Origin of the sequence: uncultured Tenacibaculum sp. (genome assembly GCF_947498805.1) — a bacterium.
Lineage (GTDB): Bacteria > Bacteroidota > Bacteroidia > Flavobacteriales > Flavobacteriaceae > Polaribacter.
This window is the reverse complement of sequence record NZ_CANMLT010000001.1, coordinates 143,463-166,871: the sequence shown is the minus strand read 5'-3', so window position 1 is coordinate 166,871 and position 23,409 is coordinate 143,463. Positions and strand designations below refer to the sequence as shown.

28 protein-coding genes are annotated in these 23,409 nt (G+C 30.6%); 19 read left to right on the top strand and 9 right to left on the bottom strand.

Going from position 1 to position 23,409, the window contains the following annotated elements; genetic code table 11:
* Positions 1-69 precede the first annotated feature (69 nt).
* From Q0873_RS00805 to Q0873_RS00795, 3 genes are all read left to right on the top strand, one after another.
* Positions 70-768 carry an ABC transporter ATP-binding protein gene (locus tag Q0873_RS00805; protein WP_363322514.1) on the top strand — a complete coding sequence of 233 codons (699 nt, stop codon included), beginning with the start codon at positions 70-72 and terminating at the stop codon, positions 766-768.
* A 67-nt stretch (positions 769-835) separates the two neighbouring features.
* A complete protein-coding gene (locus tag Q0873_RS00800) occupies positions 836-1,864 on the top strand; it encodes a M28 family metallopeptidase (protein WP_299103824.1) in 1,029 nt (342 codons plus the stop codon).
* A 70-nt stretch (positions 1,865-1,934) separates the two neighbouring features.
* Positions 1,935-2,816, top strand: coding sequence for a zinc-dependent peptidase (locus tag Q0873_RS00795; protein ID WP_299103823.1), 882 nt, complete (start codon positions 1,935-1,937; stop codon positions 2,814-2,816).
* Here Q0873_RS00795 and Q0873_RS00790 read toward each other — a convergent pair.
* From Q0873_RS00790 to holA, 3 genes are all read right to left on the bottom strand, one after another.
* Positions 2,813-3,493 (bottom strand): hypothetical protein, encoded by a 681-nt coding sequence (locus tag Q0873_RS00790; RefSeq protein ID WP_299103822.1) that lies wholly within the window; start codon positions 3,491-3,493, stop codon positions 2,813-2,815. The genes Q0873_RS00795 and Q0873_RS00790 overlap by 4 nt on opposite strands.
* A 65-nt stretch (positions 3,494-3,558) precedes the next feature.
* Positions 3,559-4,137, bottom strand: coding sequence for a Crp/Fnr family transcriptional regulator (locus Q0873_RS00785; RefSeq protein ID WP_299103820.1), 579 nt, complete (start codon positions 4,135-4,137; stop codon positions 3,559-3,561).
* On the bottom strand, positions 4,137-5,138 hold the full coding sequence (gene holA, locus Q0873_RS00780; protein ID WP_299103819.1) for a DNA polymerase III subunit delta: 1,002 nt from the start codon (positions 5,136-5,138) through the stop codon (positions 4,137-4,139). Before holA ends, Q0873_RS00785 begins: the two co-directional genes overlap by 1 nt.
* A gap of 17 nt (positions 5,139-5,155) precedes the next feature.
* On the opposite strand from holA, the gene Q0873_RS00775 reads away from it, so the two are divergent.
* The 3 genes from Q0873_RS00775 to Q0873_RS00765 all read left to right on the top strand — a co-directional run bounded on the left by Q0873_RS00775 (position 5,156) and on the right by Q0873_RS00765 (position 7,229).
* On the top strand, positions 5,156-5,599 hold the full coding sequence (locus tag Q0873_RS00775) for a type I restriction enzyme HsdR N-terminal domain-containing protein (protein ID WP_299103818.1): 444 nt from the start codon (positions 5,156-5,158) through the stop codon (positions 5,597-5,599).
* A gap of 3 nt (positions 5,600-5,602) precedes the next feature.
* Positions 5,603-6,160: a nucleotidyltransferase family protein gene (locus Q0873_RS00770; RefSeq protein ID WP_299103817.1), complete on the top strand. Its 558-nt coding sequence runs from the start codon at positions 5,603-5,605 to the stop codon at positions 6,158-6,160.
* 70 nt (positions 6,161-6,230) lie between these two features.
* Positions 6,231-7,229 (top strand): glycosyltransferase family 2 protein, encoded by a 999-nt coding sequence (locus tag Q0873_RS00765; RefSeq protein WP_299103816.1) that lies wholly within the window; start codon positions 6,231-6,233, stop codon positions 7,227-7,229.
* Here the strand turns inward: Q0873_RS00765 and Q0873_RS00760 are convergent, their stop codons facing one another.
* Positions 7,230-8,474, bottom strand: a complete 1,245-nt coding sequence (locus Q0873_RS00760) for a hypothetical protein (protein ID WP_299103815.1) — start codon at positions 8,472-8,474, stop codon at positions 7,230-7,232.
* A 116-nt stretch (positions 8,475-8,590) separates the two neighbouring features.
* Between Q0873_RS00760 and Q0873_RS00755 the strand changes: the two genes are divergently transcribed.
* Together Q0873_RS00755 and Q0873_RS00750 are read left to right on the top strand one after the other, a co-directional pair.
* The gene (locus Q0873_RS00755) at positions 8,591-9,691 is read left to right on the top strand and encodes a hypothetical protein (RefSeq protein WP_299103814.1); all 1,101 of its coding nucleotides are present in this window, start codon (positions 8,591-8,593) and stop codon (positions 9,689-9,691) included.
* Between the two features lie 20 nt (positions 9,692-9,711).
* Positions 9,712-10,245, top strand: coding sequence for a DUF2911 domain-containing protein (locus tag Q0873_RS00750; RefSeq protein ID WP_299103813.1), 534 nt, complete (start codon positions 9,712-9,714; stop codon positions 10,243-10,245).
* An 81-nt stretch (positions 10,246-10,326) separates the two neighbouring features.
* Here Q0873_RS00750 and Q0873_RS00745 read toward each other — a convergent pair whose 3' ends face one another.
* From Q0873_RS00745 to Q0873_RS00735, 3 genes are read right to left on the bottom strand one after another with little or no spacing between them, the layout of a single operon-like run.
* On the bottom strand, positions 10,327-11,001 hold the full coding sequence (locus tag Q0873_RS00745) for a ceramidase domain-containing protein (protein ID WP_299103812.1): 675 nt from the start codon (positions 10,999-11,001) through the stop codon (positions 10,327-10,329).
* On the bottom strand, positions 10,991-11,611 hold the full coding sequence (locus Q0873_RS00740) for an L-threonylcarbamoyladenylate synthase (protein ID WP_299103810.1): 621 nt from the start codon (positions 11,609-11,611) through the stop codon (positions 10,991-10,993). Before Q0873_RS00740 ends, Q0873_RS00745 begins: the two co-directional genes overlap by 11 nt.
* Positions 11,612-11,619: 8 nt before the next feature.
* Positions 11,620-12,120: a hypothetical protein gene (locus Q0873_RS00735; RefSeq protein ID WP_299103809.1), complete on the bottom strand. Its 501-nt coding sequence runs from the start codon at positions 12,118-12,120 to the stop codon at positions 11,620-11,622.
* Between the two features lie 58 nt (positions 12,121-12,178).
* Here Q0873_RS00735 and Q0873_RS00730 point away from each other — a divergent pair, with 58 nt between their 5' ends.
* From Q0873_RS00730 to Q0873_RS00715, 4 genes are all read left to right on the top strand, one after another.
* Positions 12,179-12,595, top strand: a complete 417-nt coding sequence (locus Q0873_RS00730) for a PaaI family thioesterase (protein ID WP_299103808.1) — start codon at positions 12,179-12,181, stop codon at positions 12,593-12,595.
* A 110-nt stretch (positions 12,596-12,705) separates the two neighbouring features.
* Positions 12,706-13,443 (top strand): alpha/beta hydrolase, encoded by a 738-nt coding sequence (locus tag Q0873_RS00725; RefSeq protein ID WP_299103807.1) that lies wholly within the window; start codon positions 12,706-12,708, stop codon positions 13,441-13,443.
* On the top strand, positions 13,440-14,474 hold the full coding sequence (locus Q0873_RS00720; RefSeq protein ID WP_299103806.1) for a chorismate-binding protein: 1,035 nt from the start codon (positions 13,440-13,442) through the stop codon (positions 14,472-14,474). Before Q0873_RS00725 ends, Q0873_RS00720 begins: the two co-directional genes overlap by 4 nt.
* A 92-nt stretch (positions 14,475-14,566) precedes the next feature.
* Complete coding sequence (locus Q0873_RS00715; RefSeq protein WP_299103805.1) at positions 14,567-14,698, top strand: hypothetical protein; 132 nt, start codon at positions 14,567-14,569, stop codon at positions 14,696-14,698.
* Between the two features lie 120 nt (positions 14,699-14,818).
* Here the strand turns inward: Q0873_RS00715 and Q0873_RS00710 are convergent, their stop codons facing one another.
* Together Q0873_RS00710 and Q0873_RS00705 are read right to left on the bottom strand one after the other, a co-directional pair.
* The gene (locus tag Q0873_RS00710) at positions 14,819-15,175 is read right to left on the bottom strand and encodes a PUR family DNA/RNA-binding protein (protein WP_299103804.1); all 357 of its coding nucleotides are present in this window, start codon (positions 15,173-15,175) and stop codon (positions 14,819-14,821) included.
* 81 nt (positions 15,176-15,256) lie between these two features.
* Positions 15,257-17,011 carry an ABC transporter ATP-binding protein gene (locus Q0873_RS00705; RefSeq protein WP_299103802.1) on the bottom strand — a complete coding sequence of 585 codons (1,755 nt, stop codon included), beginning with the start codon at positions 17,009-17,011 and terminating at the stop codon, positions 15,257-15,259.
* Between the two features lie 164 nt (positions 17,012-17,175).
* Here Q0873_RS00705 and Q0873_RS00700 point away from each other — a divergent pair, with 164 nt between their 5' ends.
* The 7 genes from Q0873_RS00700 (at position 17,176) to Q0873_RS00670 (ending at position 23,408) form a co-directional block, all read left to right on the top strand.
* Positions 17,176-18,276 (top strand): Glu/Leu/Phe/Val dehydrogenase, encoded by a 1,101-nt coding sequence (locus tag Q0873_RS00700; protein ID WP_299103801.1) that lies wholly within the window; start codon positions 17,176-17,178, stop codon positions 18,274-18,276.
* 78 nt (positions 18,277-18,354) lie between these two features.
* A complete protein-coding gene (nusB, locus tag Q0873_RS00695; RefSeq protein ID WP_299103799.1) occupies positions 18,355-19,293 on the top strand; it encodes a transcription antitermination factor NusB in 939 nt (312 codons plus the stop codon).
* A 39-nt stretch (positions 19,294-19,332) separates the two neighbouring features.
* On the top strand, positions 19,333-19,803 hold the full coding sequence (locus Q0873_RS00690; protein WP_299103798.1) for a DUF1573 domain-containing protein: 471 nt from the start codon (positions 19,333-19,335) through the stop codon (positions 19,801-19,803).
* Positions 19,803-20,120 (top strand): preprotein translocase subunit YajC, encoded by a 318-nt coding sequence (yajC, locus tag Q0873_RS00685; RefSeq protein ID WP_299103797.1) that lies wholly within the window; start codon positions 19,803-19,805, stop codon positions 20,118-20,120. The genes Q0873_RS00690 and yajC overlap by 1 nt, the downstream gene beginning before the upstream one ends.
* Before the next feature lie 73 nt (positions 20,121-20,193).
* Positions 20,194-21,129 (top strand): YbbR-like domain-containing protein, encoded by a 936-nt coding sequence (locus Q0873_RS00680; RefSeq protein WP_299103796.1) that lies wholly within the window; start codon positions 20,194-20,196, stop codon positions 21,127-21,129.
* Between the two features lie 2 nt (positions 21,130-21,131).
* On the top strand, positions 21,132-21,743 hold the full coding sequence (gene coaE, locus Q0873_RS00675; protein WP_363322513.1) for a dephospho-CoA kinase: 612 nt from the start codon (positions 21,132-21,134) through the stop codon (positions 21,741-21,743).
* An 87-nt stretch (positions 21,744-21,830) separates the two neighbouring features.
* Entirely contained in the window at positions 21,831-23,408 is a 1,578-nt protein-coding gene (locus tag Q0873_RS00670) for a HAMP domain-containing sensor histidine kinase (RefSeq protein WP_299103795.1), read from the top strand.
* Position 23,409: the final 1 nt, after the last annotated feature.

Here is a 23,409-nt window from a genome sequence, read left to right as displayed (position 1 = left end):
GAAACGGAAAACCTTTCGATAGGTTACGCTACTAAAAAGAAACAAAATGTAATTGCTTCTAATATTAATGTGGCAATTGAAAAAGGTAAATTTGTTGCTTTATTAGGAAAAAACGGTATTGGAAAATCTACTTTATTACGAACTCTTTCAAAAGTTCAACCTCCATTAGAAGGAGCCATTAACATTAACCAAAAGGAGTTATCAACATATACAAATCAGCAGTTATCAACAACATTAAGCTTGGTTTTAACAGAACGCTTACCTTTAAGCCAATTAACTGTTTTTGAATTGGTGTCTTTAGGAAGACAACCATATACCAATTGGATTGATACCTTAACTCCTGAGCATTTAAAAAAGATCCTTTGGGCTATTGAACAAACGGAAATTTCACATTTAAAGGAAAAACGTTTTTATGAGTTAAGTGATGGTCAATTACAACGTGTTTTAATTGCACGTGCCTTAGCCCAAGACACGGAAATTATCATTCTAGATGAACCAACGGCCCACCTAGATATTCACCATACGTTTAAAGTGTTTTCTTTGTTAAAAAAACTGGTTGATACTACTGGAAAAACTATTGTCATATCTACTCACGAAGTAAACTTGGCAATTCAACTAGCCAATGAATTTATATTACTCACCGAAGACAACATATACAACGGAACTTCGCAAGAGCTAATGGAGCAAAATGCTTTTGAGCAACTCTTTCCTAAAGAGCTTATTACATTTAACAAAACATTAGAACAATTCGTTATTAAGAAAAGTTAAATTTGTCTTTTAGTAACCTTTTGTTACTTTTGAAATCTAACAAAAACAGAATTCTAATAAAATCTTAATGAAAAAATTACTCTATATAGCTGGTGTAGCTGCCTTTGTTGCTTGTGCTTCTAGCAAGCAAACTTCTAACGAAGATCCAAGTGTAGATTATGCTGCTAAATATGCGAAAACGATTACTGCAAAAGACTTAGGAAAACATTTATTTGTATACGCTTCAGATGAATTTGAAGGAAGAAACACAGGAGAACCTGGGCAAAAAAAAGCGGTAAAATACTTAAAAGACTTTTACGTAAATAGCGGAATTGTTTCTCCTTTAGGAGGTGATGATTACTTTCAAGAAGTACCTTCTGAATATTTAAGCAACAATCGTAGAGGAATGACATTAAAAGATTCTGAAAATGTAGTTGCCTTTATTAAAGGAACTGAAAAACCAGATGAAATCGTTGTTATTTCTGCTCATTTAGATCATGAAGGTGTGAAAGATGGAGAAATCTATAATGGAGCTGATGATGATGGTTCTGGAACAGTGGCAATCTTAGAAATTGCCGAAGCCTTTAAAAAAGCCGCTGATGCAGGTAAGGGTCCAAAACGTTCTGTTTTATTTTTACACGTTACTGGTGAAGAAAAAGGTTTATTAGGATCGAAATACTATACAGAAAACCCAATTTTTCCGTTAGCCAACACCGTAACAAATTTAAATATTGACATGATTGGTCGTGTGGATGAGCGTCATAAGGGAGAGCCAAATTATATCTATTTAATTGGTTCAGATAAGTTAAGTACGGAGTTACACAATATTTCTGAGGCGATGAATAAAAAGTATACAAACATTGCTTTAGATTATAAATATAACGATGAAAATGATCCGAATCGTTTTTATTATCGTTCAGATCATTACAATTTTGCGAAGCATAACATTCCTATTATATTTTATTTTAACGGAACACATGAAGATTATCATCAGCCAACTGATACTCCTGATAAAATTAACTATGAAATGTTAGAAAAACGTGCTCGCTTAGTTTTCCATACTGCTTGGGAAGTTGCCAATCGTGAAGATAGAGTAATCGTTGATAAAGCTGAATAACTAAAATTAAAAAATACACATTCAAAAACTCACCTATGCGGTGAGTTTTTTACGCTTATAAATTGCTATAATGATCCTTGCTTTCTCATCCATACTCATCATATCCTTGTTCTTTTTCACAACCAAAAAAAAGAATAAACAACAGTATAAAAAAACTCCAGTTCCATCTTTAGAATTTCCTAAAACATGGAAACCTATCTTAATCCAAAACGTAGCTTTTTACAATGCTTTAAATACAGAACAAAAAGAATTGTTTGAGTTTAAAATACAGGAATTTTTACTTAATTGTGAGATTATAGGAGTTGATACTACTATAGAAGAAATAGACAAAGTTTTAATTGCTGCTAGCGCTGTGATTCCTATTTTTAATTTTCCGAATTGGCATTACCCAAACTTGTCTGAAATAATCCTGTATCCTAATTCGTTTAATCATGATTTTGAAACAACGGGACCAGATAGAATGATATTAGGTATGGTTGGTAATGGGTATTTAGAGGGCAAGATGATTCTTTCAAGACATGCGTTGCGTTTAGGATTTCAAAACGAATCAGATAAAAAGAATACTGCCATTCATGAATTTGTTCATTTAATAGACAAACTCGATGGAAACATTGATGGAATCCCAGAAGTTTTACTAGAAAAACAATATACCATTCCATGGATTGATTTGATGAATAAGAAAATGGATGAAATCTATGAAGAAACTTCAGATATTAATCCATATGGAGGGACCAATAGAGCAGAGTTCTTTTCAGTGGTTAGTGAATACTTTTTTGAAAGGCCTAAGCTTTTAGCAAAGAAGCATCCGAAACTGTATGATTTGTTGGAGCAAATGTTTCAACAAGACATGGATGATAAAAACCTTCATTTTAAAAAGATTGATATTTCAAGAAATGATCTTTGTTACTGCAACAGCGGTCGTAAGTATAAAAAGTGTTGTGGCGCCAATTAACTTCCTTCTGCAATCTTTTTCTTTAGTAAAATTATATCACTAATATGGGTATAGACTACAATGGGAACTATAACACCTGCTAATAAAACCATAGGAAAATATGCAATCGCTTTATTAGGAACAGAATACCCAAAGTTTTTGTATAATAACTCCTGAGATAGAAATCCATTAGATAGAATAAATAGCACCAGACATAAACTCACAATATTCCACCCAAACAACAATCTATAATCTATTTTCCTATAATTCATCCAAGCTACCAAAATTACAGCTGTGATTCCCGGAATAATATCATAATTCCAACCTTCATAAGTCATTTCCATTGGGATCCATTTTCTTAGCGCTAATTGAAACAACAATAACTCAATTGGAAAACGAACCATGTGCAAGGCTGTACTCCATCTAAAATCTCTTGTTTCATAATTAGCCTTATTTCTTAATAAAAAAACTAGAAAGATGATTGAAGGTAATAAGATATAAACAAACCTAGAGTAGCTGTCTCCTTCTTGGTAATGATACAATCCCATATAAGACAATACACTTAATAGAACTGTCCATAGAAAAACAATAAATAGACTACTTTTACTAACTTTATTTGACTTGACAAAAAAGAAGATGACATATACTGTGGTTAAAACAAAGGATATAGAAATAAATAAAGGTAAATCAGGAATCATAATTAAATATTTTACTCAAAAATAATCTCTACTTGAATATAAAAACTTGCCATATGACAAGAAAGCTATTGCAAGATTTCTTTTCGTATCCTACTTAAAGATGTATCGGTAATTCCTAAATAAGAAGCTATATGTTTTAAGTTTGCTTTTTGAAGTACTTCTGGTCTATTTTCTAATAAATCTAAGTATCTTTCTTTAGCAGTTTTGGTAATCATTGACAAACTTCTTTGTTTGAATTCAAAAAAGTTCTTAGCTAAGTGTGCTCTTCCCCACTCTCTATATTTTTCTGAAGAATTAAAATGCTCTTGAAAAACTTCAAAATTTTTACTCCATAAAATTGAATCTTCAAGCACTTCTATATTCTCTTGGGTTGCACTTCTCAGAAAAAATGAAGTTTCTTCTAAAACTATATCTCCTCCAGTATAAAAATTTGTGGTTACTTGATTCCCTTCAACATCCAAAACAAAAGAGCGTAAAAAGCCTTTTGCAACCAAGTAATAATTATTTACAATGGCTCCTTTTTTAAGTAATAACTCTCCTTTCTTTACTGCTATTTTTTCATAGCCTGAAAAAATTAACCTCTGCTCTTCTTCAGACAGTAATAAGTCTTTAAACTCTTTATAAAGAACAGATGTTTTCTCCATTAATGTAAAATCTTAAACAATAATTCTTTTAAAATATCGGCATGAGATTGATTAGCCCCTACTCCTTTACTTTTAACATCTGCATCTCTTAACAATCCAATAACTTGAGAAACTTTTCGCATTGGATAATTGCGTGCCGCATTAACATAGTCATCTACAAAATATGGATTCACTCCTAAAGTTCTTGCTACACTTGCTTTAGACTTATCTTTCAATCCGTGATACATTAGCAACTGAGTAAAGAAACTATTCAATAAAGAAATTGTCATTACTAACGGATTATTCTTTGGGTTTTGAGCAAAGTAATTTATGATTCTGTTTGCTTTTACAATATCTCTTACCCCAACTGCTTTACGCAATTCGAAATTATTAAAGTCTTTTGAAATCCCTATATTCTCTTCAACATGCTTATCTGAAATGATCGTTTCTTTAGGTAGTACTGAGACCAGTTTATCCAATTCGTTACTAATCTTACTTAGATCTGTACCCAAAAACTCTACTAACATTTGTGACGCCTTGGGTTCTATATTGAATTTTTTAGCACTTAGTACCTGACGAATCCAATCAGACACCTGATTTTCATATAATTTCTTACTCTCGAAAATCAGTCCGTTTTTGGCAATTGCTTTATAGGCTTTTTTACGCTTATCTAGCTTCTTGTATTTATAGTTAAAAACGAGTACCGTTGTAGGCTGTGGGTTTTCTGCATAGCTTTCAATCTTATCAATAGTACGACTTAAATCTTGTGCTTCCTTAACAATCAACACTTGCTTTTCTGCCATCATCGGATAACGTTTAGCAGAAGACACGATCTCATCTATAGATACATCTCTTCCATACATCACCACTTGATTAAAACCTTTTTCAGATTCTTCTAATACGTTATCTTCAATATAATCTGAAATCTTATCGATATAATACGGTTCTTCACCCATTAAAAAGTAAATAGGTTTGGTATTTCCAGCTTTTATATCAGAGATAATAGATTTAATTTCGTTCATTTCATTATTTTTGAATCATGCAAAAGCTCAATCTTCCTACATATAATTTCAAGCTCAAAAGTAACGAAAATAAGACGCTTATTTTTGATAGTTTACGAAAAAAATATGTGGTACTTACACCAGAAGAATGGGTACGACAACATTTTGTACAGTTTTTAATTCAAGAGAAAAAATATCCGGTTTCTTTAATAGCTATTGAAAAACAATTGGTAATAAACAATTTAAAAAAACGAACCGATATTGTTATATTCTCTCCTAGCGGAACTCCTAATATCATTGTTGAATGTAAAGCTCCACATATAAAAATTACACAAAGTACATTCGATCAAATTGCGCGCTATAATTTAAAACTAGATGCTACTTATTTAGTTGTTACCAACGGTTTAGAACATTATTTCTGTGTATTAGATAAAGAGAATGAAGCCTATGTTTTTCTAAAAGATATTCCTTCTTACAAATAAAACATGGAACAAGAATTTTCTTCTGAACTCATTAGCATTATTAAAAACGATGCTTGGATGCTTCACATCTTGCAAATTGTAAACGATTTGAATTTAAAAGATTGTTGGGTAGGTGCTGGCTTTGTAAGAAACAAAGTATGGGATGTTAAACACAACAAGCCAAGAACTCCTTTAAATGATGTTGATGTCATATACTTTGATTCATCAAATTTATCTTCCGAAGTAGATCTTCAAATTGAGAAAACATTAAAAAGGAAGTACCCAGAGGTTAATTGGTCTGTAAAGAATCAAGCTAGAATGCACATTTACAACAATCACAATAAATATCTAAATTGTTTAAATGCAATTTCTTTTTGGCCAGAAACTGCTACCGCGATTGCTATTCAACTTGATAAACAACTTCAAATTAATTACATAGCTCCCTATGGTTTAAATGATTTGTTTCATTTAGTTGTACGACCTACTTCTAACTTCAACCCAACTATATATATTCAAAGAATAGCTAAAAAGTCTTGGAAAGAAACTTGGTCGAAATTGAAAATTTATACTCCTGAAAATTAATGCTAGTTTTAAGCTAATTTTATACTTTCAGTATATGAGTAACTGATTATAAAAATGTAAGTTTGCATTCTTGAAAACAGCCATTGTCATATTAAATTGGAACGGAAAAAAACTGCTTGAACAGTTTCTTCCTTCTGTTGTAAACTACAGTTCTAAGGAAGCTGAAGTTTATGTTGCTGACAATGCTTCAACAGACGATTCCATTAGTTTTGTAAAGGAACATTTCCCAACCGTAAAAATTGTTCAAAATACAGAGAATGGCGGATACGCAAAAGGATATAACGATGCTTTACAACACATAGAAGCCGATGTTTTTTGTTTGGTTAATTCAGACATTGAAGTTACAGAGAATTGGCTAACTCCTATTATTGACGTCTTTTCCAGAGAGGAAAATACAGCTGCTATTCAACCAAAAATCTTAGATTACAAGGACAAGACTAAATTTGAATATGCTGGAGCTGGAGGAGGCTTTATAGATGCTTTTGGATATCCTTTTTGTCGCGGTAGACTTTTTGATCATTTAGAAACAGACAACGGACAATTTGATGATACTTCTAAGATATTTTGGGCTTCGGGAGCTTGTTTCTTTATTCGTTCTTCTGTCTTTAAAGAACTACAGGGCTTTGATGAAGATTTCTTTGCACATCAAGAAGAAATTGATCTTTGCTGGAGAGCCAATAATAAAGGATATGATATTAAGTATGTAGGTACCTCAACTGTATACCACGTTGGTGGAGCAACCTTAGACACATTGAATCCTAGAAAAACCTACTTAAACTTTAGAAATAGCTTATTGAGTTTACTTAAAAACCTACCAACTTCTAAACTATTTTCTGTTATTTTTTTACGTTTGGTTTTAGACGGATTAGCAGGAGTTAAGTTTTTAATTGAATTAAAACCAAAGCACTTATTTGCCATTTTAAAAGCACATTTCAGTTTTTATAAAAACTTCTTTAAATTCTTAAAGAAAAGAGGTGCTTCCAATAAAAGTCAAAACTATTTCTTTATTAAGTCTGTAGTATGGCAGTATTATGCTTTAGGAAGGAAACTATTTAGAGACTTGAAATAACTAGCTTTTCAAAAAAACGCTTCCTTTTAAATCTGTTAATAAAAGGTTACTCACCGCTCCAATTCCATAAAATTTAATACGAACACCAACTACTTCTCCTATTGAATTAGCATAACTATTCGTATATATTTTTATTCCATTAATTGAAATATTTACTTTTTTATCTTCTGTCTTGATATTAACTTTTTCATATGTACTAAAATCAGTTCCAAAAGCAGATAAATCATTCTTCTTACCATCCAAATACACATCACTCAACATCATTCCTATTTCAGAAACACATCCTTCTATTGAAAAAGGCACTAAATAGGCACTCTTCGTTCCTACCACAATAATTACAGTTTTCTGACACACTCCCCATTTCTCAGGAAATAGATTTTTAACATCCAATTCCAATTCAAAATTATCTCCAGAAAGATTCCCTAAATCATTAACATAATGAAAAGTAGTTGTTAAGGGGTTTTCTTCCTCTTTAATTTCTTCGAGAACCTCATTCGAAAACGACAAACCATTTTTCTGTTTAATGCTGTCTTCTTTAAAATATTTAGGAATTGGATTATAATCAATAGTTCCTAGCCATCCATTTGATTTAATAAAAAGGTCGTGTTCTTTTACAATCGTATTATCTATCAATAATTTTGCTCTAAAGTATCCTGGAAAATAATACTGACCCGTGGCCTGGGTTTGGTTTTTATCTATAGCAATTGTTTTGGTTTCATCCCAATATTGTTGAATTAGCATATTATCTGAGTTCACTCCTTTTAAGTCAAAATCAAAAACGACAGAATTTGGTAACCCTTTTGTTATAGGTCTACTTTCAAAAGACACCTTCGAATAGTCCACAGTTTTACTTTTGTTATTTGACATTGAAAAGATGGACAAAAACAATGCGGCAATGATAAATGCTGATAACATGATTACCCTAAAATTCGATTGTACAACTTTCTTATAAAAAGAAAATCTTGGTTGTTGATGATTATTCTTAAAATCTCTCCAATTTAAAAAACCTGCAAACTGAGCTAATGCATTTAGCGTACTAATACTTGGAGCACTATTATAATTTATCTTTCCCCAAACTCTTTTTAAAGTTGTAGGACTTAATAATACTTTGGTTTCTTCTTGAATTCTTTCACTTAACTCTATAAAAACATCATTATGCCACAGTTGAGAATTTCCCCAATTAAGTTTTTCTTCAATCAGAGTTAAACACTCTTTAACCTCCTTATATTCTTTATACGCGCTCATTATAACAAAAATCACCAAAATTTATCACTTGAACAACTATGAACCAACTTGAACCTATTTGTTTCTGATTGAAAAACAGAAATATAGAAATTTGAGCATCAATTAAAACAATTATTATGATTTCAAGATTATTTACCGTTCTATTATTTGTGACGAGTATTACATTTTCTCAAAATTACATTCCATTAGATACTATAAACTGGGATATAAATGCTAAATCCTATATTATTGAAAACTTTAAAGGTAAAGACGCTATATACATACAAGGAGGTGCCATTACTCTAAAAGATAAAACCTTTTTAAATGGAACAATTGAATTTGACGTATTCTTAAAAGAAGAACAAGCTTTTCCAGGTGTTTACTTTAGAGGGACCAAAGATTTTGATTCTGAGCAATGGTTTATGCGTCCACATTTATCGGGTAAACCAGATGCCAATCAAGCGGCCCCTGCTACGAAAGGAATTACACCATGGCAATTGTATTTTGGAGAGAAATATTCTTTTCCTTACAAGTATAAGTTTGATGATTGGACCCATGTAAAACTGGTTGTAAACAACGACAAAGCACAAGTATTTTTAGACGGTACAGAAACTCCTAATTTATCATGGAACTTATTCCATACTCCTCAAGAAGGAGTGGTTGCTTTTAGAGGGGGACGGTTCACTGGTTTACATTTAGCCAACATAAAAATCGCCCCAAATGAAACTAACCTTAAAAACTTTACTCCGAAAACCAGAAAACCGATTGAAAACTTAGTTTCTAAATGGAAAATATCTGATAAGTTTAAAGAAAAGGAATTAGAAAACGTCAGCTCTTTAAAAAGTATAATTAATGCTAGAAAATGGAACCATGAAATTGTTGTTGAAGAAGGAATAGCTGCCAATATCTCTAGGAAATTAAAACGTTATGATGGAAAACCAGGAAATACAGTTTTTGCTAAAATTGAAATTGATTCTGATCAACCTCAAATAAAGCTTTTTGAATTTGGATATAGTGACAGAGTAGTCGTTATTCTAAATGGTCAACCAATTTACAAAGGAACCAATAAATGGCGTTCTAGAGATTATCGTTATTTAGGTACTGTTGGTCTTTTTGATGCTGTATACCTGCCTCTTAAAAAAGGCAAAAACACGTTATTAATGGCAGTTTCAGAAGATTTTGGTGGTTGGCTTATAACGGGAAGATTCAATAATAATTCCCAATTAAAAATTAATTAAATTTACATAAATCAATAATTATGAAAAAAATACTTCTCTCATTAATACTAATGAGTTTTTTCAATTTCTCATTTGGACAAGAAATTAAAAACCTAGACAAAAGCCCTTTAGATTTTGCTGTATTTAGACCAAACGGACTAAACTCTCATCCTGTTGCAAGAATTATTTATAGCAGACCATCCATGAAAAATCGAGAAGTTTTTGGGGCTTTAGTTCCCTACGGTAAACTTTGGCGAACAGGAGCAAATCAATCTACAGAATTAAACCTATATCAAGACATCGTAATTGAAGGTAAGCTTCTAAAAAAAGGGAATTATACAATCTATTCTATTCCAAATAAAACTTCTTGGAAAATTATATTCAATTCAGATTTATTTACATGGGGTACATACGATTATAACCCTTCGAAAAATGTACTAGAAATAGAAGTACCTGTTAAATATACAAAAGAAGATGTTGAAGCCTTTGGAATTGCTTTTGGAGGAAGAGACGGAAACGGTAAGATTTTGTTAGCTTGGGAAGATATAGAGGTATTTATAAACTTTACTTACTAACCATTACATCCAAACTTCCTTTTCGTTTTCGAAGTAGTTGTTTGAGTGTATTCTATTTTACCTAGAAAGATCTTTAAAAATTTACTTTAAATCTTCTTGATCTTTATAGATATAATATAACAAAAAGAAAACAGCAATTCCACCAAATACATGCCACAACCAATGCGTACCCATTGGTAATAAAACTAGCATGTTATCTAGAGTTCTAAAAAGAATTGCTACTCCAAAAATACCTGCTCCGTACAAAATATATTGCACTCTTTTCCAATTGGTTTTATAAGCATACCACATAAAAGGAGTCAATACCGTAATAGCTGTAATTAAATATCCAAATGATATCCTATAAGAATTAGGTAAAGGCAACATTCTTGGAACTATAGAAAGTACTAAAAGCCCCATAAATATGGCTAAACGCTCCCACCATTTTTGTCGAATCTTTCCTATAAAATATATGATACCTCCCAAGCAAACAATCATAATTGGTAACCAATCTAACACTAACCAAAATTCATGACTTCTTGTTCCATGAAACATAGTACCACCAATCCAACTAATAAAAATTACAGGAATAGCGAATAAAAAGAAAGGATGTTTTTTAGGATTCTTAGCTATCTTTCTACCAAAATAAATAAGAATAGCAATAAAAATGAGATTACTAAAAGTATTGAAAGGTTCTACTGGCAACCTCCCTTCGATAGTTTCTTGATAAATTGGTCCACTATCCTTTGGAAATTCTTGCAGCAGACTATAAAACATCTAAGCTTCCCTTTCCTTCACGAATTACTTCAGGTTCATCCATAGTTAAGTCAATTACAGTAGAAGCATAATTATCTCCATATCCTCCATCTACAACTACATCAACAATGTTTTGCCATTTTTCAAAGATTAGTTCAGGATCTGTTGTGTATTCTAAAACTTCATCTTCATCATGTATAGATGTTGAAACAATAGGATTTCCTAATGCCGCAACAATTTCTCGGGCAATATTATTATCTGGAACACGAATACCTACTGTTTTACGTTTCTTAAAAACTTTAGGTAAGGAATTACTTCCTGGTAATACAAAAGTATAAGGTCCAGGAAGTGCTCTTTTTAAAATTTTATATGTAGCTGTATCAATTTGTTTTACATAATCAGATAAATGACTCAAATCATTACAGACAAAAGAGAAATTAGATTTTTCTAGTTTAATCCCTTTGATCTTTGCTACTTTTTCCATGGCTTTAGAGTTTGTTATATCACATCCTAAACCATATACTGTATCGGTAGGATAAATTACCAAACCTCCATTTTGCAATACTTTTACAACTTTTTCTATTTCTTTCGGGTTCGGATTGTCGTTATATAACTTTATAAACTGTGCCATATTAATTTTTAATAATTATCAAAATCAAAATCGTCTATACGATCTAAATCATCAAACTCATCTTTAAATTCATCATCAAATCCATTCATAATATCATCAGACTTAAACTCCTTTTCTTGCGCTTCCTCCGGAACTTCTCCTACAGACAATATTACTTTAGCTTCTTCTACATTTTGCTCAGAAACTTCAATTACTTCAACATAAAAAGCCCACATATGTAAAAAATCATATACGTAAATAAGTTTGTCACTTGCTTTAGGTAAAGTTTCTTCTAAAACACATGTAGCCATAGAAATCCCTTCGCCTGCTTCTGCCATATTAAATAACGGAATTTCCTCTCCCTGATTCCATTCTTCATCTGTTCTGTAAAAAGAAGCCATCTCCTGACCATCGAAACCAAAAGCTTTTGCTATAGTAAAATGTAAGTTTTCTAAGGATTCTTTTTCATTTACCAACAACGTTCTTATTACATCTTCTTGCGTATCTAAAATTACACGTACTTTATACATTTCTCCATTATTTAATCAGCACAAAAATACGTATTTTTGAGTTGATAATCTATTTGCCATGGAGAAACAACAACTATTAGAAAAACTCAATAAATTAAATAAAAACACCCTCATGGAAACTCTAGAAATTGAGTACATCGATGTTGGGGATGATTTTTTAACAGCTCAAATGCCTGTCAACTCAAAAGTACACCAACCACAAGGTATTTTACATGGTGGTGCTTCTGCTGCATTAGCTGAGACTGTTGGTAGCTGCGCTTCTATTATTTTTATTGATACAACTAAACAGATTGTTAAAGGTATTGAACTTAGTATAAACCATTTAAAGAGTAAAAAAGAAGGAATGGTATATGCTACTGCTAGATTAATACACAAAGGAAGAACTACACATTTATGGGAAGTAAAAATTGTTGATGAAGACAACAACCCAATTTCTATTTGTAAAATCACAAATATTGTTTTAGATAAAAAGTGAGAATCTTAAAAAAAACAATCAAAATTTCTAGTTATATAAGCATAGGTTTAATACTCGTTTTATACTTTTTGTTTCGTTATTATACGAGTCCAAAAAGTGATGCAGCTATTTTGAAATCTTATTCGAAAAGTTTAATTCAACCTAAACTAACTAAAGAAACTTTTAAAGATTTTGAATATCGAAAAATTGAAATTGTTTCAGACACCACACTCCCTACCATTGTTTTTGTTCATGGAACTATAGGCTCTTTAAATGATTTTAATCGATTTTTAAGCGACAGCTTACTTCAGAAAAAAGCCAATATGATTTCATATGATCGGATAGGTTATAATTTTAATGATAGAAATACAGTTCAAGAAAGTATTGCATTTGAAAATGAAATGTTAAACAATATCATTTCAGATCTCAACCCTACTAAAACCATTCTTTTTGGCTATTCCTACGGAGGTCCTATTGCTTTATCTATAAAACAACAATTAAAAGGTATTATCTTATTAGCACCTGCGGTATATAGTAAAGTTGAACCTATGCCCTGGTTGGTAAATTTTTACAAATGGAAACTAACGCGATGGTTAGTACCCGACGTATGGAAAGAAGCTTCAAAAGAAAAACTATCACATAAAGAAGACTTGGCTCAATTTGAAAACCAATGGAATACTGCTAAGAGTAATATTAAAAGTATTCATGGGAATGCAGATATGATTGTTCCATTCTCAAATTCTTTATTTTTGCAAAATCAATTTGCCAAAAACCAATTTGAACTTATAGAAGTAGATGATGCCGGACATGGGATACTTTGGAGCAATTTTGACTTTTTAAAACAACAATTATTAAACGAACTAGATTGAGTATATTAGAACAGATTAATAAGGCTTATACCAACAAACAACCCTTTGTTTGTTATAGAAAACCTAACGAACTTAATACTTCTTTATACATACAAAAAGATGATTCTATATACTATGCTAAAGACTTAAAAGAACGAGGATTTGTTTTTGCTCCTTTTGACAATAGCAACGCTTCTATATTGATTCCTATTGATAGCGCAGATTTTTATGAGGAACAACCTATAATATCTAATAAGCTTTCTTTTAATAAAGATTTCGCCCATGATGTTTCTTCTAAAGAAGCTCATATAAAATTGGTTGATTCTGGCATCAAGGCCATTCAAGACAACTTGTTTAAAAAAGTTGTTTTATCGAGAAAAGAAGAAGTTTTACTTGAAAATTTTGATCTTACTACTACCTTTCAAAAACTACTTTACTTATATCCAACCGCCATGGTATATGTTTGGTTTCATCCAAAAGTAGGATTATGGTTAGGAGCAACTCCAGAGACTCTAGTAAAAATCAATAACAATCAATTTAAAACAATGTCTTTGGCCGGAACTCAGCTCTTTCAAAAAGACATAAAAGTTACCTGGAATCAAAAAGAAATAGACGAACAGCAATTTGTTACTGATTATATTTTAGATAAATTAAGTGCTATTACGGAAAAAATATCAACTTCTGATGTTAACACTATTAAAGCTGGCAACTTAGTTCATTTACAAACCACAATAGAAGGAACTCATCGAAAAAACATTGCTGAGATAATTGATGCATTACATCCTACACCAGCAGTATGTGGTTTGCCTAAAGAAGTTTCTAAACAATTTATTTTAGATAATGAAAATTATCAAAGAACCTATTATACTGGCTATTTAGGTGAATTGAATATTGATAACCACTCTAATTTATTTGTAAATCTTCGCTGTATGGAAATTACACAAGCAATTGCTCATATTTATATAGGAGGAGGAATTACGGTTGATAGTAATCCTGAAAAAGAATGGTTAGAAACTGTTGCCAAAACAAGCACCATGAAAAAAGCGCTGTAACCTAAGAAGTTAATTTACTTGAATTTAGCATCCTATTAACATTAAAAATAATTTTTATAGTTATCTTTATACCAAATTAAAAGATCGTAGCTATGAATACATTAAATTACTTAAACGAAAAGGATGATAAACTAAACAGTAAGGTTGGTAAAACACTTACTTATGAAGAGTTAATGAAACTATTTTCATCAAGCTCTATTCCCGAAAAAAAATTCCGTAATTAAAATTAAAAAACCACTAACATAAAAATGTTAGTGGTTTTTAGATTTGTGTAAATTGAATTTGAATTAAAAATGTAATTGTTGATTACCTAAATCTAGATGATCAAATTACATTTCATTATTTTAAATATCATCAAAAGAAACGTCTGTAAAGTTTTCAGTTGAAACTTCAGCTACTGATTCTTCTTTCTTATAATCTTTTTGATGGCGCTCACTGATTACCTCTGCTCCTTTTTCATTAATAATAAAATCAGTTGCTTTATCTAACATCTCTTTGAAGCTTGTAAAATCTTCTTTATATAAATAAATTTTATGCTTTTGGTAATGATATGATCCATCATCATGTGTAAACTTCTTACTTTCAGTAACAGTTAAGTAATAATCATCTGCCTTTGTAGATCTTACATCAAAAAAGTAAGTTCTTCTTCCTGCCCTTAAAACCTGTGAAAAAATTTCTTCTTGTTCTACTCTCTCGCTCATAATTCGTCTTTTAAAAACTAGTTGGTTGTTTTATTTTCCTCAACAAATCTAAAAAAATATTTTACTTGACCATACAAAACGCTACATTTCTTTTTCTAAAAGTTGTTGTTCGTACAATTCTTTATAAAAACCTTCTTCTTTTATCAATTGATTATGAACCCCTTGCTGTATTATCTCTCCTTCATTTAAAACAATAATTTTGTCGGCATTTTTCGCTGAAGAAACTCTATGACTAATTATGAAGGTTGTCTTGTTTGCTGAAATCTTTTCTAAATTCGAAAGGATCTGTTCTTCTGTTTCTGTATCAACAGCAGATAAACAATCATCAAAAACTAAAATTTTAGGGTCTTTAATAATAGCCCTAGCAATCGATACTCTTTGCTTTTGTCCACCTGATAACGTCACGCCTCTTTCTCCTAAAATAGTATCATAGCCATCTTTGAAGTCTATAATATTATTGTGTACCACTGCGTTTTTTGCCGCGTCTATTATTTCCTCTCGATCCGCATCTTCTTTTCCAAACTTTATATTATTTTCAATTGTATCAGAAAATAAAAAAGGATCTTGGGGTACAAACCCTATTTGATCTCTAACCGAGTATAAATTAAGTTCTTTGATTGGTGTACCATCAATTTCTACAACTCCATTTGTAGTATCATACAATCTTGTGAGTAAGTTAACGATAGTAGATTTTCCACTCCCTGTTTTACCTAAGACAGCTAGTGTTTCCCCTTCCTCAATAGAAAAACTAATATTTTTTAATGCTTGTATGTTGGTATCATCATATACTAAGGATACATTTTTAAACGATATATTTCCTTTGATATCTGTTTTATCTTCAACTTCATTTTGAATTTCAGGCACATGGTTTAAAAACTCATTAATACGTTGTTGAGAAGCTTCTGCTTGCTGAATAATATCTGCAACCCATCCTAATATTGCTACTGGCCAAGTTAAAATGTTTACATATAAAAAGAACTCAGCAACAACTCCTAAACCTATTTCTCCATCTATATATTGCTTTCCTCCTATATAAAGTACAATGATATTACTTATTCCAATTAATAAAATCATCAATGGAAAAAACAAGGCTTGAACTTTATACAAATCAATGTTCTTTTCCTTACTGGTATCTGCTAATTCTTTAAAGCTTTTTACAATATTCGGCTCAATTGCATATGACTTTACCACATTAATTCCTGAGAAAAACTCTTGACTAAATGTGGTTAGTTTTGATAAATATTGTTGAACCACTGTACTCTTCTTGTTTATTTGTCTGCTCAACATAAATATTGACACAGATAAAACCGGAAAAGGAATTAGTGTATACATGGTTAACTTTACATCAATTTGCATCATTTGAGTAAAACCAACTACAAAAGACACAATCATATTCAGGGTATACATAATTGCAGGTCCGAAATACATACGTACCTTAGAAACATCCTCATGTATACGATTCATCAAATCACCTGTTCGATTCTTCTTATAAAAGTTAATAGATAACTCTTGATATTGCTTGTAAATCTCATTCTTTAAATCAAACTCAATTAAACGAGACATCACAATAATTGTTTGACGCATTAAAAAAGTAAAGAAACCTGCTACCAGTGTTAATCCTATAATCAGGAAAATATTGTACAGTAATTCTGACTTTACTTCAGCCAAACTTTCTACTTCTTTCTTTAAATATGACTCAACCACATTCAGAGAATTCCGAATAACCACAGGAATCCTTAAAGCTAACACCTTTGACAACAGTGTAATAACAATTCCAGAAAGTAATCTCCATTTATACTTTATAAAATATTTATTTAGGTATTGTAATGCTTTCAATATTTATTTTTCTTATTTAATATGATATACTCAATTTAACGCTCTAATTGTTAAAGATAACATAATAAGAGGTAGTTTTTTTGCTTATGATTTAACGATTTCTTACTTTTGCGACTCAATTTTTGAGATTATTAAAATAATTTCAAAGTAAAAAACAACTACAGATGACATCAGAAATCATTGATACTAAAGACCTTAAGAACAACCCAGTATTTGGGCAATTATCTTTTGATAATCATGAGCAAATTGTATTTTGCAACGACGAAGATACAGGTTTAAAAGCAATTATTGGTATTCATAACACAACTTTAGGACCTGCTTTAGGAGGTACTAGAATGTGGCAATATAAAAGTGAGTGGGATGCGTTAAATGATGTTTTACGCTTATCTCGTGGTATGACTTATAAATCAGCTATCTCTGGTTTAAACTTAGGAGGTGGTAAAGCGGTTATTATAGGTGATGCTAAAACACAAAAGAACGACGCTTTAATGCGTAAATTTGGGGAGTATGTAAATTCTTTAAGTGGAAAATACATAACTGCTGAAGATGTTGGAATGGAAACTCGTGATATGGATGTTATTAGAGAAGTAACTCCTCATGTAACGGGTGTTTCTGAAGCTATTGGAGGTTCAGGAAATCCTTCTCCTGTAACTGCATATGGTGTATATATGGGAATGAAGGCTGCTTCTAAATATAAGTTTGGTACAGATAACTTAGCAGGAAAGAAAGTTTTAGTACAAGGAGTTGGTCATGTAGGTGAAACATTAGTAAAGCATATTACTGACGAAGGTGCACAAGTTATTTTAAACGACATTAACGAAGCTCGTTTAGAAGAATTAAGTAAAAAATATGGTGCTAACGTAGTATTAGGAAATGATATTTACGGATTAGATATTGATATTTATGCTCCATGTGCGTTAGGTGCTACTGTAAATGATGAGAGTATTGCTCAATTACAAGCTAAAGTAATTGCTGGTGCTGCTAATAATCAATTAGCAAATGAGTTAAAACACGGAAAAATGTTACAAGAAAAAGGAATTGCATATGCTCCTGATTTCTTAATTAACGCTGGAGGTATTATTAATGTTTATGCAGAAGTTGTAGGATACGACAAAGCAGAAAGTTTAAAAAGAACTGAAAACATTTACAATACTACTTTGGAAATCTTTGCTTTAGCTGAGAAAGAAAATATTACTACGCATCAAGCAGCATTTAATATTGCACAAGCAAGAATTGACGCTCGTAAAAAAGAGCAAAATAGCTAGATAAAAAATTAAAAAAGTTTTACTTTTGCAGAGCGTTAGAAACAATTTCTATCGCTCTTTTTTTTAAAGTTCTTTATAATGATTAACAGAAGACATATTCGAGTTAAAGTAATGCAATCAGTGTACGCTATGTTACACTCCGATAATAACGATTTAGTTAAAGAGGAAAAATTTGTTAAACATAGCATTCAAAAAATGTTCGATCTATATACTGTCAACCTTCAATTATTAATTGAGGTACAGAAGCTAGCTCGAAAAAAAATGGAACTTTCTAAAAAGAAAATTCTTGCTACAAAAGAAGATTTAAATCCTAATACAAAATTCACAAACAATCGTTTACTCAATCTAATTAACGAAAGTGTTAGTTTAGAAGGGTATATTGAGTTGAATAAACTTAACTACTGGATCCTAGATGATGAGTACGTTAAAATTATTTGGGAAGAGTTACAAAAAAGTGACTTATACCAAAAGTATATGGATACTGTTGAAGATTCTTATAATGTTGACAGAGCCTTTGTAATAGATTTCTTTAGAGAAATTGTAGCTCCAAATGAAAAGCTAGCAGAATATTACGAAGACAAAATGATTTCTTGGGTAGATGATATTCCATTTGTAAACACTTGGATAATTAAATCTCTTAACAAGCAAAACCCTAACAAACCATTTATATTAGGTAGTTTATATAAAGACAATGATGATAAATTGTTTGTGAACAGTTTATTCAACAAAACCATGCTTCATCATCATAAATATGATGAGGAAATTACCGCAAAAACTCCTAACTGGGAAGCTGATAGAATTGCTGATATTGACATGATTTTAATAAAAATGGCTATCACAGAGTTCTTACATTTCCCTTCAATTCCAAGTAGAGTTACCATTAATGAATACATCGAATTAGCTAAAGATTATTCATCTAGTAACAGTGGACAATTTATCAATGGGGTTTTAGATAAGCTTTCTAAAGAATATCATAATTCAAAAAGAATGGTTAAAATTGGAAGAGGATTGCTTTAATTTACTATTTTTACCTAACTATTTAAAAATTTATTAAACATGAAGAATATAGTAGTTGCATTAGCTCTTTTAGTTACTACAGGAATGTTTGTTTCTTGTGCTAAAGGAAATGCTTCATCAAAAGTTAAGTCTGAAAATATAGAAAGTGCTGAAAAAAGAGATTTAAGTATTAGCAAAGGTGCTCCAGTAATTTCATTTGATAGAGAAGTTCATGATTTTGGTACTGTGCCAGAAGGTGAAGTAGTTAAAACTACTTTTATTGTAACAAATACAGGAAAATCAGATTTAGTTATTACAAACGCACAAGCTACTTGTGGTTGTACTGTACCTGAATGGCCTAAAAACACACCTATTAAACCAGGAGAAACTGGAGAAATTAAAGTTTCATTTAATACCAGTGGTAAACCAAATAAGCAATCTAAGTCTGTAACATTATACACCAATACTAAAGCTGGTAGAGAGGTTGTAAAAATTACAGGAATGGTAACACCTAAAAAGAAAGACGCATAATGTTTTTATCTATTGCATTACAAAGCGGTTCAAGTGGATTAATGAATATGCTCCCTATTTTAGCAATGCTTGGAGTATTTTATTTTTTAATTATTCGTCCTCAGATGAATCGTCAAAAAAAAGAAAAACAATTTCAAACCTCTATTAAAAAGGGAAATAAAATTGTTACTTCTAGCGGCATACATGGTAAGATAGTTGAGATAAATGATAATGATAATACAGTTACTATAGAAACAGGAGCTGGAAAAATCAAATTTGAACGTTCAGCTATTTCTCATGAACTTAGTAAGAAATACGCTCAGAATACAGAAAAATAATCTTTTTTATAAAAGTTAGAAGAGTGAGCTGAAAAGCTCACTTTTTTTTTGTTAGATTGCATAAAGTTTAATTGTGAAAATATTCAGTAACATACCTAAAGTTTTTTTCGGCTTCTTATTTGCTGCTGCTCTTATGTGGTTGTTAATTAACTTGTCTAAAGAATATTCTTCGGTTGTAAAATACGAGGTAAACTACATTAACCTACCTCAAAACAAAGTTTATAAATCTAATCCAATTAAACATTTAGATATTATTGTTGAAGGATCAGGCTTTAAATTGTTTGCTGAAAACTTATCCACTCCTCAAATCAATTTAGATTTAGAAACACTTCAAAAGAAAGGACGTAGTCATTATTTCTTTCTACCTAAAAACATCCAATCTCAAATTCAAAAACAATTGAGAAAAGGAATTAAAATACTAGCTATTGAAAAGGATTCTATTATTGTTTCTTTAGATAAATTGGCTTCAAAAAAGGTTCCTTTAAAACCTAATGTAAAATTAAATTTTCAATTAGGTTATGACTTAGCTAAACCAATTGAAGTTACCCCTAGTACTATCGCAATTTCAGGGACACAATCTCAATTAAATGAAATCAAAGAACTGGTATTAGAAGAGTTAACACTCAGTAATGTTTCAGGAAATGTTTCTAAAGCCTTAAAAATAATATCGCCAAAACAATCTTCAATAAAATTTGAAGAAAAGGAAGCTCTTATAAATCTTGAAGTAGATAAGTTTACAGAAGGAGAAGTTGACGTTCCAATAACAATAAAAAACATACCTTCACATATACAACTAAACATTTTTCCTAAAAAGGTAAAAGTAACTTATAAAGTAGGTTTAAGTAATTTTAATAAGATATCAAGTGAATCGTTTGTAATTATTTGTGATTATCAAAAAGCTTTGAATGACAATGTTAATTTTCTTATTCCGCAAATAAAGGATAAGCCAACTATGATATCTTCTGTTAGGCTTTCTCCAAATAAAATTGATTTTCTAATTAACAAATAATTATGGTTGTAGGAATAACAGGAGGTATTGGTAGTGGAAAGTCTACAGTTGCTCATATGTTTTCAAAACTAGAAAATGTTGCTATTTATATTGCTGACATCGAAGCAAAAAAACTAATGAATACTTCAAAAACTATCAAAGGTTCATTAATTGAAACATTTGGAGCGCAAACCTATATAAACAATCAGCTAAATAGACCATATTTAGCAGGTATTGTATTTCAAGATAAAAATAAATTAGCTGTTCTAAATACTATTGTACATCCTGTAGTTCATCAACATCTTAATGATTTTATCAATAAAAACAGATCAAAGGATTATATTCTGTATGAAAATGCCGTTCTATTTGAAAACGGAAGCGATCAAATTTGTGATAAAATAATCACTGTAACTGCTCCTTTAGAAACTAAAATAGCTCGTGTTGTTAAAAGGGATGGGACTACCAGAAAAGAAGTCTTACAAAGAGTTAAAAATCAGTGGACAGATGAGAAAAAACTCTTACTTTCTCACTATAAGATACTTAACATTTCTTTAGACATTACAAATACTAAAGTTTTAGAAATCCATAATTATTTAACAAAAAATAAAAGTACTTATAAAAACATCTCATTGTAATTCTTAAATTTTTCTTAAAAAGAAATTATCTTTGTTAATGTAAGTTAAAAGAAACCATCCAATATCTTATTAATATATTTTTGAATTATGAATAAACGAATATTTATTCTTATTGTCGTTTTAATGAGTATCTCTTTGATAGGAATCATCTCGGTTCAGGTGTATTGGATTAACGATTCTATTAATAATAAACAACAACGATTTGAAACCAATGTAAGAATAGCCCTAGCTCAAACTGCCGAAAGAATTAAGGAAAGAGAAGAGCAAGATATTTTAAGAGAGTATACCCCTTTCATTGAAAGTAATTTATATAGAACTAAAACAGGAGTAGCCAATTTTTTATACCAACAAATTGATACCACTGGACGTAAAAAATTTCTTTTTAGTGAATACATAGAAGAAGAACATGAGATTCCAACACAAAACTTTGGAAACCCAAATTTTGACGAATCAATAGTTATAAAGAAGATTACAGGTAAAAGAGACTTTATGTCTATAGTTGCCTTAACAGGAGCAGATAATAATTATGCAAACAATCGATTGATAAACAAATTTACTTCAACAAGTAATTTTAACGATTGGAATACTGCTCAACTTTATGACGCTTTTTCGGAAGTGAGAAAGAGACTGCCTTTAAAGAAAAGAATTAGTAATTCTGAATTAAATGCAACTCTTAAGGAAGAATTTACAAAACGAAATGTAAAACAGGAATTTAAATATGGAGTTTATGAAGATGGCTTAGCAACCTCTTTAAAATCTGGATACTTTAAAATTCAACCGGAAGATAATTTTTATTATCCGTTATTTGAAGATGAAAAAGGAAACAGTATTTATAAGCTATATGTGAAGTTCCCTAATAAAGAAAAAGAGATATTATCTGATATTGTTAAGATTTTGATTCTGTCTTTATTATTTATTGGAATTATTATTGCGGCCTTTTCTACATCATTATATCAATTAGTAAGGCAAAAGAAAATTTCAGAAATAAAAACTGACTTTATCAACAACATGACACATGAGTTTAAAACTCCTATAGCAACTATAAACTTAGCTTTAGATGCTATAAAAAACCCAAAAATCATCAAAGATGAAGATAAGGTAAAGAGGTATGTGCAGATGATTCGTGATGAAAATAAACGAATGCATGGTCAAGTTGAAAACGTTTTAAGAATTTCGAAATTAGAAAAGAATCAAATAGATATAAGTAAGGATGCCGTTGATATGCACGACATAATTGAGGAGGCTATCGAACACATTCAACTTATTGTAGACGATAAAAAAGGAAGTGTAACCAAACATTTTAAAGCAATTTCTACAGAAGTTTTAGGAAATCAATTTCACCTAACCAATGTAATTGTTAACATGTTAGAAAACGCAATAAAGTACTCTGAAAAACCTCCAAAGATTGATGTTTTTTCGGAAAATACTAATAAGTTTTTTATCTTTAAGATAAAAGATGAAGGAATAGGAATGAGTAAAAATGCTCAAAAATATGTTTTCGATAAATTTTATAGAGAACATAAAGGAAACATACATAACGTAAAAGGTCATGGTTTAGGACTGGCTTACGTAAAGGAAATTATAACAAATCATCAAGGCTCTGTCTTTGTTGATAGTGAAAAAGGTAAAGGAAGTACATTTACAATAAAAATACCATTAATATAAA